Annotated in this window: 10 protein-coding genes; 6 read left to right on the forward strand and 4 right to left on the reverse strand. The window is 55.3% G+C overall.

Annotated elements, in window-relative coordinates; all coding sequences use genetic code 11:
- The first annotated feature begins 22 nt into the window (after window positions 1-22).
- The 5 genes from VHE34_RS03620 (at window position 23) to VHE34_RS03640 (ending at window position 9,239) form a co-directional block, all read left to right on the forward strand.
- Complete coding sequence (locus tag VHE34_RS03620) at window positions 23-3,190, forward strand: SusC/RagA family TonB-linked outer membrane protein (RefSeq protein WP_325584679.1); 3,168 nt, start codon at window positions 23-25, stop codon at window positions 3,188-3,190.
- Window positions 3,191-3,200: 10 nt separating this feature from the next.
- Entirely contained in the window at window positions 3,201-4,736 is a 1,536-nt protein-coding gene (locus VHE34_RS03625; RefSeq protein WP_325584681.1) for a SusD/RagB family nutrient-binding outer membrane lipoprotein, read from the forward strand.
- An 8-nt stretch (window positions 4,737-4,744) separates the two neighbouring features.
- Window positions 4,745-6,466, forward strand: a complete 1,722-nt coding sequence (locus VHE34_RS03630) for an IlvD/Edd family dehydratase (RefSeq protein ID WP_325584683.1) — start codon at window positions 4,745-4,747, stop codon at window positions 6,464-6,466.
- 110 nt (window positions 6,467-6,576) lie between these two features.
- Window positions 6,577-8,124 carry an alpha-L-arabinofuranosidase C-terminal domain-containing protein gene (locus tag VHE34_RS03635; protein ID WP_325584685.1) on the forward strand — a complete coding sequence of 516 codons (1,548 nt, stop codon included), beginning with the start codon at window positions 6,577-6,579 and terminating at the stop codon, window positions 8,122-8,124.
- A gap of 2 nt (window positions 8,125-8,126) precedes the next feature.
- Window positions 8,127-9,239 (forward strand): alpha/beta hydrolase, encoded by a 1,113-nt coding sequence (locus VHE34_RS03640; RefSeq protein WP_325584687.1) that lies wholly within the window; start codon window positions 8,127-8,129, stop codon window positions 9,237-9,239.
- Window positions 9,240-9,252: 13 nt separating this feature from the next.
- On the opposite strand, the gene VHE34_RS03645 is transcribed toward VHE34_RS03640, so the two are convergent.
- The 3 genes from VHE34_RS03645 to VHE34_RS03655 form a co-directional block, all read right to left on the reverse strand.
- Window positions 9,253-9,702: an SRPBCC family protein gene (locus VHE34_RS03645; protein ID WP_325584689.1), complete on the reverse strand. Its 450-nt coding sequence runs from the start codon at window positions 9,700-9,702 to the stop codon at window positions 9,253-9,255.
- 23 nt (window positions 9,703-9,725) lie between these two features.
- Complete coding sequence (locus VHE34_RS03650) at window positions 9,726-10,109, reverse strand: DoxX family protein (RefSeq protein ID WP_325584691.1); 384 nt, start codon at window positions 10,107-10,109, stop codon at window positions 9,726-9,728.
- Between the two features lie 113 nt (window positions 10,110-10,222).
- A complete protein-coding gene (locus tag VHE34_RS03655; protein ID WP_325584693.1) occupies window positions 10,223-11,095 on the reverse strand; it encodes a helix-turn-helix domain-containing protein in 873 nt (290 codons plus the stop codon).
- A 99-nt stretch (window positions 11,096-11,194) separates the two neighbouring features.
- Here VHE34_RS03655 and VHE34_RS03660 point away from each other — a divergent pair, with 99 nt between their 5' ends.
- Entirely contained in the window at window positions 11,195-12,787 is a 1,593-nt protein-coding gene (locus VHE34_RS03660) for an alpha-L-fucosidase (protein WP_325584695.1), read from the forward strand.
- Window positions 12,788-12,936: 149 nt separating this feature from the next.
- On the opposite strand, the gene VHE34_RS03665 is transcribed toward VHE34_RS03660, so the two are convergent.
- A complete protein-coding gene (locus VHE34_RS03665; RefSeq protein WP_325584697.1) occupies window positions 12,937-15,468 on the reverse strand; it encodes a glycoside hydrolase family 9 protein in 2,532 nt (843 codons plus the stop codon).
- Between the last annotated feature and the right edge of the window lie 14 nt (window positions 15,469-15,482).

Genomic DNA, 15,482 nt, shown 5'->3' on the forward strand with positions numbered 1-15,482 from the left:
CTTCAACAAAACAACTGGCTATATGAAAAACACCCCCAGGAGCAGCCATGCCCGCCGCCGCCTATGGCTATGCTGCCTCCTCCTCACGATCTTCTCCGCGGCCCGCGCACAAACAGTCACCGGTACCGTATCGGACGAAAAAGGTACGAAGCTCTCAAATGTCACCGTCATGATAAAAGGCAAAAGCCAGGGGACCACAACGGGCATCGACGGTAAATTCAACATCGCCGCCCCGGCCAACGCCACCCTGGTCTTCACCTTTATTGGATATAAGAACCAGGAGGTCTCCGTTTCGGGCCGCACGTCGATCGACATCGTCATGACCTCCCTCGACCGGAACCTGGACGAGGTCATCGTAACCGCCCTTGGAATAAAAAAGCAGTCCCGCGGTCTCGGTTACTCCGCCACCAATGTAAAACCGGAAGAACTGACGGTAAACCGCACCGCCAATCTCATGAATGCCCTGCAGGGGAAGGTGGCCGGTGTGAATATCTCCTCCCTCGGAACAGGCCCCGGCGGCACTTCCAAGATCCGCATCCGCGGCCAGTCCTCGCTTTCAGGCCAGAACAATCCGCTGATCGTCATCAACGGGGTGCCCGTGGACAATACCAATTTCAACGAAAATACCATCGGCGTGAAAGGAGGCGGGGTCTATGCCGACGGCGGCGACGGCCTGTCGAGCATCAACCCGGACGATATCGAAAGCATGACCATCTTAAAAGGCGCGCCGGCATCGGCGCTATACGGTTCCCGGGCCAAGGACGGGGTTATCATGATCACGACAAAGACCCGGGGCAAGACAAAAGGCATCGGGGTCACATACAACCTGAACTATACAAACGATACGCCGCTGGACTATACCGACTACCAGAACCAATATGGCCAGGGCGAGAACGGCGTCCGCCCTACCACCCCAAACCCGACCTCGGGCGAATGGTCCTTCGGGGAAAAATTCGCCCCGGGAATGACCCAGGTTCTTTTCAACAACGTCATCGAACCCTACCGGCCCCAGGGCAGCCGCGTCAAGGCCTTTTACCGGCATGGACAGAACGTTTCCAATACCGTGGCTTTCGATGCCAGCGGCGAAAAAGGCGGCATGCGGCTCTCGCTCAACAACACGGACGACCAGGGCATAATGCCAAACAATACCTTTAACAGGAAATCGATGAACCTGGGGTTCAGCTATAACCTGTCCGAACAACTGGCAATGACAGGCAATGTCAACTATTCCCGGGAGGTCAATAAGAACCCGCCGAATATCGCCAATCAGGATAACAGCATCCCCACCACGCTGATGGCCTTATCCACCTCCATGCCGCTGAGTACGCTGGATTCCAACAAGTCCGACGCCGCAGGCAACGAATATCCCTGGTCCCGGTTCACCAACCGCACCAACCCCTACTGGGTGCTCAAGAACCAATTCCACAATATCAAACGGGACCGCATCTTCGGCAACGTGGCGTTGAAGTACAACCTGCTGTCCTGGCTTAGCCTGCAAGGCCGGTTCGGCCAGGACTACTGGTCCCGCGATGAGGACGTGGATAATTTCCCCACAGGCCAGGCCTCGAGAGCCGCGGCGCCTCCCGGGTTCTTCAACGGCATCTACACCCAGGAGTCGCGTCGCTTCCGGGAAACGAATCTCGACTTCCTCCTGAATGCCAACAAAAAGTTCGGCGACCTCGAGGTCAACTGGAACGGCGGCGGCAACCGGATGCGGCGCCGCATCGATGTCAACAACGTCCAGGTCACCGACTTTATCATCCGGGGCCTATACACGGTCCAGAACGGCCGGGCCAAAGACCCCGTCTACACCCTGAGCCAGCAAGGCGTGAATTCATTATACAGCTCCGCCGAACTCAACTGGCGGCGGACCTTTTATCTCACCGGCACCATCCGCAATGACTGGTTCTCCACCTTATCGAAGGCCAATCGCAGCATCCTATACCCCTCCGTATCCGCCAGCTATATCTTTTCGGAACATCTGCCCGGTGTCCGCTGGCTGAACTTCGGCAAGCTCAGGGCCGGATATGCGGAAGTGGGCAGCGACGGCGACGTAGCACCCTATTCCGATCAGTTGTTCTATACCGTCAACGCAAATTTTATCAACAATCCCAACGCGGTGCCCGTACCCGTTGGCACAAGCAACATCAGCAACGGCGTCACCGGCACCACCCTGCCCAACCCCAGGCTGCGGCCAAGCCGGGTTTCCGAAACCGAGGTCGGGTTGGAACTGCGGATGTTCAACAACCGGGTAAACCTGGATCTCGCCGCCTATCGGAAGATCACCCGGGACCAGATCGTCTCCGCCCAGATATCCGATGCCTCCGGCTATTTTAACACCCCGATCAACAGCGGAAAGAGCCGCAATTATGGTTTCGAGGCGATGCTGAACCTCGTACCCATACAGTCACCGGCCTTCCGGTGGGAATTCACCGCCAATACTTCCTATAATATTACAAAGGTCCTGAGTATCATTACCAGCACCCCGGGCGAGCGGATCACCACCGGAACCCATGTATTCAACGGCGAGACCCGGCAGGTCGTGGGCCAGGAGATCGGCCAGATCGCCGGCTATGGCTATGCGCGGAATGCAAAAGGCGAACGGATATTCCAATCCAACGGGCTGCCCCAACGCACACCCGACCTCGTTCTGTTCGGTAGCGCCCTGCCCAAATGGGTGGGCGGTTTTCTCAACACCTTCACCTACAAAGGCGTCAGCCTGACGGTCTTCGTAGATTACAAATTGGGTAACAAGCTGCTGTCCGGCACCAACTTCAACGCCGTCCGGCACGGCCTGCACAAGATGACGCTCCAGGGCCGCGTAGGCGGTGTGACCGGGGTGGGGGTCAATGCCGCCGGCGCTCCCAACACCGCGGTTTCGCCCGTACAAACCTACTGGGAACATTTACGGTCCCAACAGATCGTCGAACCCGTGATCTATAACGGCGGCTACTGGAAGTTGCGTCAACTGAGTATCGGTTACGACTTTACCAAATACATGCCCGCCAAAGCCCCCATCAAAGGCATAAAGCTCGACCTGGTAGCCGGCAATTTGTTCATCATCAAGAAATGGGTGGATAATATCGACCCGGAAACCTTCGGGTATGGCTCGGACAACCAGGTAGGACTCGAATCGCCGGGTCTGCCCACCGCCCGAAGCATTGGATTCAACCTGAATGTAAAATTCTAAATTCCCCGTCATGAGAAAGATCGTAACGATTATATTGTTTTTCGCCATCGGCCTCGCCGGTTGCGAGAAAGGGCTGTCGGACCTGAATGTCAACACCACCAGCCCTACCTCGCTGGACCCCGTCCTGCTATTGAACCAGGCCGTGATCAATACTTCCTTCCCCGTCAAGTCGCTGGTGTTCGACATAGGTGTCGTACAACAGATGGTAACACCCAACGGCGGGGTGCTCGCAGGCGCTAATTTCAACCAGGATAGCCGCGACGTCACCACCCAACCCCTGTGGACGGCCTATTATCAAAGCGTGATCAAGAACACCCACGATGCGGTCGTCCGGAGCAAGAGCAATACCGCCCGGAGCAACATGTACAATATGGCCCGGATCTTCCAGGCCTACGTCTATATGATTCTCACCGACGAATATGGCGACATTCCCTATACCCAGGGAGGCGCAGGCTATTCGGATCAGATCATCCTGCCCGCCTATGACGCGCAGCAGGATATCTATCCGAAGATCATCCAGGAACTCACCGACGCCTCAGCCGCCCTCAGCACCTCGGCCACCATCGAGACTGGAGATGTTCTCTATGGGGGCGACGTGGCCAAATGGAAGAAATTCGCCAATTCATTATTGCTGCGCGCGGGCATGCGTTTATCGAAAGTGGACCCGACAAAGGCGCAAGCCACCGTCCAGGCCGCCGTCACCGCGGGAGTGATCACCAGCAATGCGGACAACGCGTATATCCGCCATGACGCCAACTTCACCCAACCCATCGGCAGTACGCTCAACGGCAGCGAGGCGGCAAACTTCTATCTCACAAAGCCCTTCGTTGACCAGCTGAAGAACACAGGCGATCCTCGCCTGCAGGCCATCGCCATCCGGTATGTAGGCGCAGCCAGCGGCGCCGGCCAGACAGTCGCCGTCGGATCCACCGATCCCACCAAACAGATCGGCATGCCCATCGGCTATGACAACGGCTCGATCGTCGCAAAAGCCCAGGCCGACGGCCTCGCCAGCTTCTACGACTACAGCCAGGCCGATCGCCGCAGGATCCTGAAGATATCCTCCCCCGTATTTCTCGTAACGGCCGCACAAACCAACCTGCTGCTCGCCGAAGCAAGCTTCAGGGGATGGATCACCGGCGGTACCGCCGGTCAATATTTTTCCAATGGCATCAAGGCGCATATGGATCAGATGGCGGCCTACGATCCCAACTGCGCAGTAGCAGCCACGGACCGCGACAATTATGTGGCCGCCAATCCACTGCCGGCCGGCGATGAGCTGGAACAGATCAACATCCAGTATTGGATCGCCTCGTTCCTCAACGGCCCCGAAGCCTTTGCGAATTTCAGGCGGAGCGGGTTCCCGGCGCTAACCCCAAACCCGTATGGACAACCGAATAACCCGGACGTCCCGAACGGGACCTTTATCAGGCGGCTGACCTATCCGACCTCCGAGTTGAGCGTGAACACAAAGAACGTAAATGCAGCCATAGCCCGGCAGGGCGCCGACAAACTGAGCACCCGGATATGGTGGGATAAACCTTAAGATATGTTATGAGTACCCAGAGAAAGTTGAGAAGCCACGACTGGTTTGGCAAGTCGGATAAGATGGGTTTTGTACACCGCAGCTGGTTCCGGACCCAGGGATATCCCGATGATTACTTTACCGGCAGACCCGTGATCGGCATCTGCAATACCTGGAGCGAACTGACGCCCTGCAACGGCCACCTCCGCGACTTCGCCGAGGTGGTCAAAAGGGGCGTCCTCGAGGCCGGCGGCTTCCCCGTCGAGTTCCCCGTCACCTCCCTCGGGGAGACGGTCATGCGGCCCACCACAATGCTGTTCCGCAACCTGGCCAGCATGGACGTCGAGGAAAGCATCCGCGCCAACCCGCTGGACGGGGTCGTACTCCTTACCGGTTGCGACAAGACCACCCCTTCCACGCTGATGGGCGCTTGCAGCGTGGACCTGCCCACCATCGTCGTGCCCGGCGGACCGATGTTGAACGGTCGGTTCCGCGGTGAATGCATCGGAAGCGGCAGCTTCAACTGGCTCATAAAGGAAAAGCAGGGAGTGGAAAACTATTCCCCACAGGATATTCACGACGTTGAGACCGGTGTGGCCCGCAGCCAGGGACATTGTATGACCATGGGCACGGCAAGCACCATGGCCTGCATGGTCGAATCCCTCGGCCTGACCCTGCCGGGAGCCGCCGCAATCCCCGCGGTCGACGCCCGGAAGAAGACAATGGCGCAAATGAGCGGTCGCCGCATCGTCGAAATGGTCCGGGAAGACATGAAGCTGTCGCATATCCTCACGCGCGCCGCCTTTGAAAATGCCATCGTCATCAATTCCGCCATCGGCGGAAGCACCAATTTTATCATCCATCTGCTGGCCATCGCCGGCAGGATAGGAGTGGAGCTGACGCTCGATGACCTCGATAGGTTCGGTAGCAAAGTGCCGCTCCTGGCAAACCTCAAACCCTCCGGTAAATACCTGATGGAAGACTTTTACTATGCCGGTGGCTTGCCTGTCGTCATCCGCGAAATGCACCCCCTGCTGCATAATGATGCCCCTACCGTCAATGGAAAGACCATCGGCGAAAACAATGCTGCAGCACCCTGTTACAACGCCGATGTGATCGCTCCCGCCATACGCCCCTTTCAAAAGGATGCCGGGGTCGCCGTGCTGAAGGGTAACCTGGCCGAAAATGGCGCGGTCATCAAGCCCTCGGCCGCTTCCCCCCATCTCCTAAAACACCGCGGCCGTGCCGTCGTATTCGAAAGCATCGAGGATTACCATGCCCGGATAGACGATCCCGGGCTCGACATCGACGAAAATTGCGTCATCGTATTGAAAGGCGTAGGCCCGGTGGGCTACCCCGGAATGCCCGAAGTAGGCAACGTCGACCTGCCCATGAAGCTGTTGCAAAAAGGCGTCCGCGATATGATCCGCATCTCCGACGGCCGCATGAGCGGCACCGCAGGCGGGACGGTGATCTTACATGTCTCGCCCGAATCTGCCGTGGGCGGCGCACTGGCGCTGGTAAAAGACGGGGATATGATCCAACTGGACGTAGCCGCAAGACGCCTGCACCTCGATATCGGCGAGGAAGAACTGGCACGGCGCAAAGCACAATGGACTCCCCCCGCTCCGAGAACGACCCGCGGCTACGTCCGGTTCTATATCGACCACGTCCAACAAGCCCACCTCGGCGCCGACCTCGATCGCCTCCGCGGCGGATCAGGCGACAAAGTCGACCGGGACCTGCACTGAAAAGATTAACTAACGCAATCGATTGCATATATGAAAATAATAGCTATTTTAGTGGTAAAGGATAGCCATTTTAACGGAGATAACTGCAATCGATTTAAAGAATGATCCATATGAAAAGAACGATTCTTGCCTGCTTCTTCATCACGACAATTTCCACCGTCGGACTCGCACAAACCGCCACCATAAAGATCGACGTGGACCGCGTCATATCGGAGATCGATCCCAGGATTTATGGGGTCTTCATGGAGCCGATCCATTTCAACGGCCGCCGCATGGGCCTGCCCGACTCGGTCGAGTTCAACACCCTATATGGTAATTTGTACGACCCAAAATCCCCACTCGCAGACGGGAACGGCTTCAGAAAAGATTATATAGAAGCCATGCGCGAATTGAAAATTACCAACATGCGCTGGCCCGGCGGCAACTTCCTGATGGGCTACGACTGGAAAGACGGCATCGGCCCGAAAGACCAACGGCCCACCCGCATCAATCTCGCCTGGGGCGGCCCCGAGACCAACCATGTCGGCACCGATGAATGGATGGCCCTCAACAAAGCCATCGGCAGTGAAAACATCGTCTGCGTCAATCTGGGCCTCGGCTCCATCCTCGACGCGGCGTACTGGGTCGAATATTGTAACTATAACAAAGGCTCTTACTACTCCGACCTGCGGGCAAAGAACGGTCACCGCGATCCCTACAACGTAAAACTCTGGGATCTGGGCAACGAAGTGGACGGCCTTCCCTGGGAACTCGGCCATAAGAACGCCGAAGATTATGTGGAGACCGCAAGAGAAGCCGCAAAAGCCATGCGATCGGTCGATCCAACCATTAAATTCGTCGCCTCGGGATCCTCTTATTATGAGCCAACCAATAAATGGTTCGACTGGAACCGGAAAGTGCTGGAAGGCATCGGTGACAAGATCGATTACCTCTCGATCCATCGGTATTGGGAAGGCGGCTCCCCCGACAACTACTACAACTACATGGGCAACGGCGCCATGGATTTCGATGAAAAGATAAGCCTCGTAGCCGCCCAGATCCGCGAAGCAAGAACAAAAATGGGTTTTAAAAATTCGATCTGTCTTTCCGTCGACGAGTGGGGCGCCTTCGCCCGGAGTTTCATGTCCGTCCTGCCGATCGCCCAATGCCTCAATTCCTTCATACGCCACGCAGACGTAGTAAAGATGGCGAATTTCACGATGCTGACCTCCCTCTTATCGAGCGACCCCCGCAACGGCACATTCAAGTCCCCCGTCTTCCACACGTTTAAACTATTCTCCAACAACTGTCTCGGTTCATCCGTCGACGCCTTTGTCGCCTGCGACACGTTTGGAACGGATAAATACAGAGCCATCCCATACCTTGACGTCACCGCCGTATACACAAGATCATCCGGCACGTTGTACATCAATGTCATCAACCGCCACCAGTCCAAAGCGATCCCCGCCGATATCATTACCACTGCCGGCGAATTTTCAGGCAAGGCCGAAGCGAGCATAATAAACAGCGACGATCTCAAAGCCCCCTTCAGCTATGACAAACGCTCGCAGTATGGCCCCGTACAGGAACCCGTTAAGTTCAACGGCAACAAAGGACAATATGCCTTCCCGCCGCATTCGTTCACCCAAATAAAACTAACCATAAACACATCGAAATAACCATGAAACCGAAGCAACTCCTCCTGTTCTCTTTGGCTGCACTCGCCGGCCATCTTGCCATGGCCCAGGACATCAAAGACGATTTCAAGCCATCCGTTTTGAACCAGCCCGGGCAACAATACCCGCAGGTGAATTCCCAGGGCTATGCCCGGTTTAAGATAGTGGCGCCAACGGCCGACAGCGTTAGGGTCAGCCTCGGCCTGGGGGGCAAGGGCGGCACACTGCTGACAAAAAGCGATGACGGCTCCTTCACCGGCACCACCGCCGGCCCCATGGACGAAGGTTTTCACTACTACCACGTCACCATCGATGGCGGCGTTTTCAACGACCCGGGCACGCTCAACTTCTACGGTTCGACCCGCTGGGAAAGCGGCATCGAGATCCCGGCCCACGACCAGGATTTTTATGCACTGAAAGACGTCGAACATGGCAACATCGTTGAAGTGCTCTTCCCGTCCAAAAGCACAGGCACATCCCGGCGGGCATTCGTATACACGCCGCCCGGCTACAGCAAAGAGACAAACAAACGTTACCCCGTCCTCTACCTGCAACACGGTTGGGGCGAAGACGAAACGGCCTGGAGCAACCAGGGTCACGCCAACCTCATCATGGATAATCTCATCGCCGACGGCAAGATCAAACCCTTCATCATCGTAATGACCTATGGCATGACAAACCAACTGAGGTTTGGCCACTTAAGGGAATTCAAGATCGATACCTTTCAAACAGTCCTCACGGACGAACTAATTCCCTACATAGATTCTCATTTCCGCACCCTGGCCAACCGCGACAAACGGGCCATGGCCGGACTTTCCATGGGCGGCATGGAAACCCATACGATAACGCTGAATAAGCCGGAAGTCTTCTCACAATACGCCTTGCTCAGCGGCGGCCTCTATACGCCCGATGAACTGAAAGACAAAACAAAACCAAAACTGATCTTCATCAGCTGCGGCAGCCGCGAAAATCCCGACCGCGTCCGGCAGGCCACAGACGCCCTGAAACAGGCCGGTTACAACGCCGTCTCTTTCGTGTCCGAAAACACCGCGCACGAGTTCCTTACCTGGCGGCGCAGCCTCTACCAGCTCGCACCCCTGCTTTTTCAGGATAAATAGATCCGGACAGATCTCACGCATCCGGGATCACCGGCTCAACCAGCATTTTCAACTTTTCCAACGATTCCTGCCATCCCAAATAACACATTTCCACAGGAATGGCGGCTGGGATCCCTTCCTGCGTTATTTGCAGTTCGGTGCCGCAGACCACTTGCCGTAACCGAACGGTGGTGGTCATCCCACCGGGCAAGTTCGGATCATCGAATTGATCCGTGTATTTCAAAAGCTCGTTGGCTTTTATCTCTACATATTTTCCCCCAAAAGAATGGCTGCTGCCCGTAGAGAAATTGGTAAAGGACATTCTGTGCCCGCCCCCTTCTTTAAAGTCCAGTTGATGAACCATACATAAAAACCCGTAAGGCGGTATCCAGGATGCAATGGCATTGGGTTCGGAAAATGCGCGGAAGATCTTTTCGGGCGATGCCTTTAAGACCCGGTGTAGTGTGACGCTGTTGTTTGACATATGATTTGACTTTAATTGGTTCTTTATGCCGCTGCCAATGCATTTACGGCGTTTAATTTATGATAGCAAGAGTAGGACGCGGCAAGAATGGCCAGGAATATCAGCGGGAAAAAGGATTGAAAATTCACTCCATCCACCGCAAAAAGGCTGATGCTTGCAAAAATGAAATCAAAGGCAAAACCACCATAAGCCCATTCTTTGATTCTTTTGGGAACGAAAGGAATAATTAATGCAAGAGACCCCAGCACTTTGAATACAACCAACGCATTTCCAAAATACGCCGGGTAGTGTAAGTGTCGTATGCCCTCTTTAGCCATTTCGGTTTGTGAGGTCAATGCGGGTAATACGCCCTCCATCAGAAATACTAATGAAGTCGTGATCCAATAGATAATTTTTGTCGTTTTCATCTCAAAAGTTTTTTGTGTTGATGATTCAAAGTTGGCTCATAAAATCGATTTCTTAAGGGTGCAAATGCGACATTTGAAGGGTAGATTCTGCCAATTAGCGCCGGCCCATATACTTACAATTCATTTCTTCTCCGGTATTCACCCGGTGTCAGGCTCGTAACCTTCTTGAATATCTTGGAGAAATAGGGGAGTGTCTCGAATCCCGTCGTTTCAGCGATCTGTGCATACGATAACCGGGTAGTCGCAATCAGGTATTGCGCCCGCTCGATCCTTTTGGAATGTATATAAGCCAGCGGTCTCTCCCCCGTGTACCGCAGGAACGTTCTCGAAAAATAATCCGGATGAAGGTTGGCTCTCTTGGCAAGGTTGCCGACAGCCAGGGGACTTTTAAGGTTCTGCTGGATATAGCTGATCGAGGCCAGTATCTTCGATGACATAGGGTCGGCATCGCCGGCAGGGAACCGCTCCGACCCGATAAAGCGGGAGATGAGTTGATAGATGATACCCTGCGTCTCGATCACCGTGGCATCGCTGACCAGTCTGTTGAGTTCCTGGTAGTGCTTATAGTACACATTCCTTTCGTAGATCTTCGGATTGTCGCTCCGGTTGATCCCCCTCCCGGGATTGATCTCCAGCAGTCGCTTGAAGTTGCCAACGTCCGTTTTCCCGGCCAGGACCTTCATCACCTTCCGGTCCCGCTCGAAAAGAGAGATCCCGTCCGGCGACTCTTCAAAGAAATGGAGGAAATACTGGCTGAGATACCGGTCGCACCGGAGATGACACAGGGTGAAGCTGGGAATGATATAGAGATAACCCTTTTCCAGCCGGCATCTCTCCCTCGCACTCAGAATATCGCCTTCCCCGTCATCGATATAATAGATCCTGAAATAAGGACTGACCACATCGGCATAATTCCATTTCTCGTCAAGCAGGACCTTGTCCGCATGCAGCAGGGAGAAAACATGACCCAATAACCTCTTGTGCATTTCGTTAAGATACGAAAAAGTCGGATTTGTATAAAACAAAGTCTTTTTGAGACAAGGCGCTGAGATTGGTGGGTGATAAATTTGTAGAAATTGTTTGCCATGTCTCTCTCCCGCAGAAATCTCCTGAAAGGCCTTGCACTCGGGCTCCCCGCATTACAACTCGCTCCTGCCGCAATGGCCGCCGCCGCAACAAGGCCGGCAATAGTCCCAGCAATGGCCCCCGGCCCCTTCGAACCGTCAAGAGCCTCTCTCAGAAAGTATAAGATACCCGGCTGGTTCCGCGACGCGAAATTCGGCATCTGGGCCCACTGGGGCCCACAGTCGGCCGTCGAATACGGCGACTGGTACGCCCGGAATATGTATATGCAGGGCGGGCGCCAATACGAGTATCACGTAAAGACATACGGCCACCCTTCAAAATTCGGCTTTAAGGATACCATCCCCGCCTGGAAGGCCGAGAAGTTCGATCCGGACTACCTCATGGGTTTGTATAAAAAAGCCGGCGCGAAATATTTCATGAGCATGGGCGTCCACCACGACAATTTCGACCTGTGGGATTCGAAGTACAATAAATTCAACGCCGTGAACATGGGCCCCCGCAAGGACATCGTCGGCATGTGGAAACAGGCTGCCCAAAAGCACGGGTTGAAATTCGGCATCAGCGATCATCTCTGGATCAGTTATAAATGGTTTTCCACCAGCAAGGGCAGCGATAAGAACGGACCCTTTGCAAAAGTTCCCTATGACGGCGCCGACCCGAAGAATTTCGACTACTACGGAAAATGCGAGGAAGTGTTCAGGAATCTCGACTGGAATGAGAACGGGATACCCGAAGCCTGGAAGCAGCACTGGTTCGACAGGATCAAAGATCTCGTAGATAAATATGAACCCGACCTGCTCTATTGCGACGGACAAATGCCCTTCGAAGAGCATGGCCTCTCCATCCTCGCCCATCTTTATAACCAGAGCGCGGCGAAGAACGGCGGTCTCACGCAGGCGATATACACAAGCAAGCGCGCCGAAGATTCCGCCGAAGGGACCGGTATCTGCGTCTTCGACGTAGAACGCGGCGTAGTGGAATCCATCTGGCCCTTGCCCTGGCAGACAGATACCTGCATCGGCGATTGGCATTACAACAAGGAAAGGGTAGGGCACTACAAATCCCCCAAAACCGTGATCGACCTGCTCGTCGACATCGTCAGCCGCAACGGCAACCTGATGTTGAACTTCCCCCTCCCGGCCAGTGGTATGCTCGACAACGATGAACTGGCCGTCCTCGACGGCATCACCCAATGGATGGCCGTGAACAGCGAAGGCATCTACGCGACCCGCCCATGGAAGATATTCGGCGGCGGCCCCTCGACAGACTCCCCCGAAAAGAAAAAGGAAGGCGCCGCCTTCAACGAAGACAAACGAAAGGACATGACAGACGAAGATGTCCGGTTTACCACAAAAGACGGAAAATTATATGGCTTCGTCATGGGCTGGCCGGCCAACCAGCGCCAACTGGTGATAAAAGCGCTCGGGTCACAAGGCATCGCCAAAACAGCGGCCATCGAAGACGTACAGCTCCTGGGACATGGAAAACTCGGGTTCAAACGCACCGACGCCGGGCTGACGATCGAATTGCCCGACCACCGGCCCGGTGAACACGCATTTGGATTCAGGATCAGCGGGAATGGACTGGCGTAAGGATGTGGCGTCAAATTTTTATAAAACTTAAATCGATTGCGGAAATTAGTCGGTAGTTTCGTCGCAAGCCTGGGCCTAACGCACCTGCGTTCGATAAAAGCGACCCGCCTCACCCACGATGACGACGGCTTCATCAAAACCATCGATCCCTACCGCCCCTGCAACGCATTGACGGCCGCAGACAACAAAATATAGTTGGCGCAGATGCCCACCGTCACTTCATTCTCCCCCCAGAAAAAGGGCCAATCCTCTTTATTCTCGGGAAAATCCGGTTTCAAAATAAGGATCCCGGGAACCACACCGCCCGCGATATAGCTGAAATCCGCCCGGTTATTACCATACGTGACTTTCTTCGATCGGGTTCCCACCGCCGAAACAAAAGAGATGTTCGAGTACGGATGACAACCAAAAAGATAATCGAGTCCACGATAGACATACTCCGAACCCACGACATCCGGAAAGCACCGGTGCGCATAATAACAGGTGATCGCCCAGTTGACGATCCCGCTGTTCCCACCCCATCCACCCGTTGCCATGGGCACCCCATACGGGTTCTGCCGGGCATAGCCGTCGCTCATCTCCTTATACCGCGCGACATAGCTCTTCAGCCTCTCCCTGTACGCCTCGTCCATATATGGACAAGCTTGCAAAGCCGGTAGCATACCAAACTGAACGCCACGATCCAGCGCCGCCCAAATGCCCTCCCTGAACTCCCGCCCGAAGGCCTCTTCCTTTGTCGTGATATACAGTTGCAACGCCGCACTCGTCCTCAGGTTCCGCCGGAATAGCATCGAAAATCTCGATGTATCCTGCTTGCCGATGCTGTCGTCTTCGACCCAAAGTTGGCGGGCATAGTACAGGCTCTGCGCCGAAAGTGTGTCGTCGAATCCCCTCAGGGCGCGGCTCGCGGCAGCCAACGCCGCTGCCGTATAATAGTCGAGGAATACCGTCCTCTCCGTAAACGCCCACCGGTCATCCATCGTCCCGCTGGACCTCCCATCCGTCTCATACGGCTTTAGGCCCGGGTTATAAGGCAGGTTGTCCGTTTCCATCGACCCATCGCCCAGGTGATGATACTGGTGCAGATTGGGTACCACGATCCCCCTCACCGGGTGACCGATGTTCTTCACCTGCGCAACCATGTTCAACACCCCATGCCTGATCTGCTGCAGGATATCCGGCTGCCCATCGGGCCGATGAATATCTACATACCTCGTCGGATAGTCGACATACGTCTCATCCCGCTTCAGCTTGAATTGTTCCCACGCTTCCGTCAACGCCAGCACGGCATCGCAATGCGATCCGGTCTGAATATCGAAGTCGCCGGCATCATACCAGCCGCCGGTCGCCAGCCCCGGGATCCGCTCCAGCGGCTTATATTTCGTCTGCGTGGACGGCCCCATCTTATACCCGTCAAAATGCTGATGATTCACTGGCGCCTGCAACGCATCGTCCAGGAACGACGCCCCATGCCACACCCGGTAAGCTTCATTCACTTCCATATGATCCATCTGCACCGGGAACCATACATCCAATGTCGGATGCCAGGTATCCGCAAATACATCGGAACTGATCCGGAAGGGGTTCGTTCGTTGTGTTCCATATTGCAAAAAATAGACGCCGGGTTCTTTTACCTCGCTGAAATCGAAGATCCCGTAGTTGTATCGTAGGTACCTTCCCCACGGACGAACCGGAGCCCGCAGCTTCACCACCTCCCGGCCGTCTTCGCCAACCTGGAACAGCACCGCTTCCCGCAGCGGCTCATCGGCCTTATCCAACTCGATCACCGCCCGCTTGACCTGCCCCGGAACATACCCCGCCTGCGAGAACGCGATCACCGGCTTTCGCTTCCAGCCGGGGACCGCCGACGGCTCCAGATACCAGCTGAGCACCTTTCCCGTCCGCCCCGCCGGCAACAGGCTGCGCACGATGAACCATCCGTTTTGACCAAGATTCCTTCCGTCAAATAATTGCAGCTCGGCATCGGCAGTACGGATAAGCACTCTCCGCTCGGCATCCTCCGGCGCCAACACCAGCGTCCTGCCCGTAGCCAGCGGCAAAGGGACGATGAATTCATGCCGCCCCCTGTCGTCAAAAGTGGTATGGCCGGCGAATTGCGGGATCTTCTTGTCCAACGCCTCCATCCTCGTCTGGCTCGAAGGGTACAATGGGAAATTGCCCGGCTTCCCGTCGGCCAGGTAGGTCTTCTCAAAATAGGCGGCCGGCAGGAATTCCAGGTTGAATCCCGCATCGCCCACCAGTTTCTCCGGCAACGGCTGGTCCAGGTAAACGCTGACTTCGACGCCCTTTTCCTTTGCCGTAACCTGCACCCGCGACGTGAAATCGTACTCGGTATACTTCAGCACGGTCTCGATCGTGCCATGCTCCCTGTCCACCTTGCGGCTTTGCAGCACCGGGATCAGGTCCCACTGCTCCGGCGTCGGCTGCAGCCTGACGGCCCCGCCCGTCGCCGTCCTCACCCCATGATGGATCAATTCAATGCCCGCCGTCTTCTCATCGAAGAACATCCCATTGTATTGACTGCTGAACACCATCACATTCACGCCGGGCTTTTCAAAATATCCTGAATCGTTGATCCGCAAGCGGCCTCTCCCGGCATCATCCTGCGCAATAGCCCGAAGGCCGCAGGCGGCGAGGACTAGAAGGAATAAATAGTTCATGTAAAAAGAATTTT

Origin of the sequence: Puia sp., from assembly GCF_035546395.1 — a bacterium.
Taxonomy (GTDB): Bacteria; Bacteroidota; Bacteroidia; order Chitinophagales; family Chitinophagaceae; genus Puia.

Excerpts from the sequence above, each read along its gene's own strand:
- VHE34_RS03640 (WP_325584687.1), top strand. The coding sequence starts at position 8,127 with ATGAAACCGAAGCAACTCCTCCTGTTCTCTTTGGCTGCACTCGCCGGC.
- VHE34_RS03660 (WP_325584695.1), top strand. The coding sequence starts at position 11,195 with ATGTCTCTCTCCCGCAGAAATCTCCTGAAAGGCCTTGCACTCGGGCTC.
- VHE34_RS03620 (WP_325584679.1), top strand. The coding sequence starts at position 23 with ATGAAAAACACCCCCAGGAGCAGCCATGCCCGCCGCCGCCTATGGCTA.
- VHE34_RS03625 (WP_325584681.1), top strand. The coding sequence starts at position 3,201 with ATGAGAAAGATCGTAACGATTATATTGTTTTTCGCCATCGGCCTCGCC.
- VHE34_RS03650 (WP_325584691.1), bottom strand. The coding sequence starts at position 10,109 with ATGAAAACGACAAAAATTATCTATTGGATCACGACTTCATTAGTATTT.
- VHE34_RS03665 (WP_325584697.1), bottom strand. The coding sequence starts at position 15,468 with ATGAACTATTTATTCCTTCTAGTCCTCGCCGCCTGCGGCCTTCGGGCT.
- VHE34_RS03635 (WP_325584685.1), top strand. The coding sequence starts at position 6,577 with ATGAAAAGAACGATTCTTGCCTGCTTCTTCATCACGACAATTTCCACC.
- VHE34_RS03645 (WP_325584689.1), bottom strand. The coding sequence starts at position 9,702 with ATGTCAAACAACAGCGTCACACTACACCGGGTCTTAAAGGCATCGCCC.
- VHE34_RS03655 (WP_325584693.1), bottom strand. The coding sequence starts at position 11,095 with ATGCACAAGAGGTTATTGGGTCATGTTTTCTCCCTGCTGCATGCGGAC.
- VHE34_RS03630 (WP_325584683.1), top strand. The coding sequence starts at position 4,745 with ATGAGTACCCAGAGAAAGTTGAGAAGCCACGACTGGTTTGGCAAGTCG.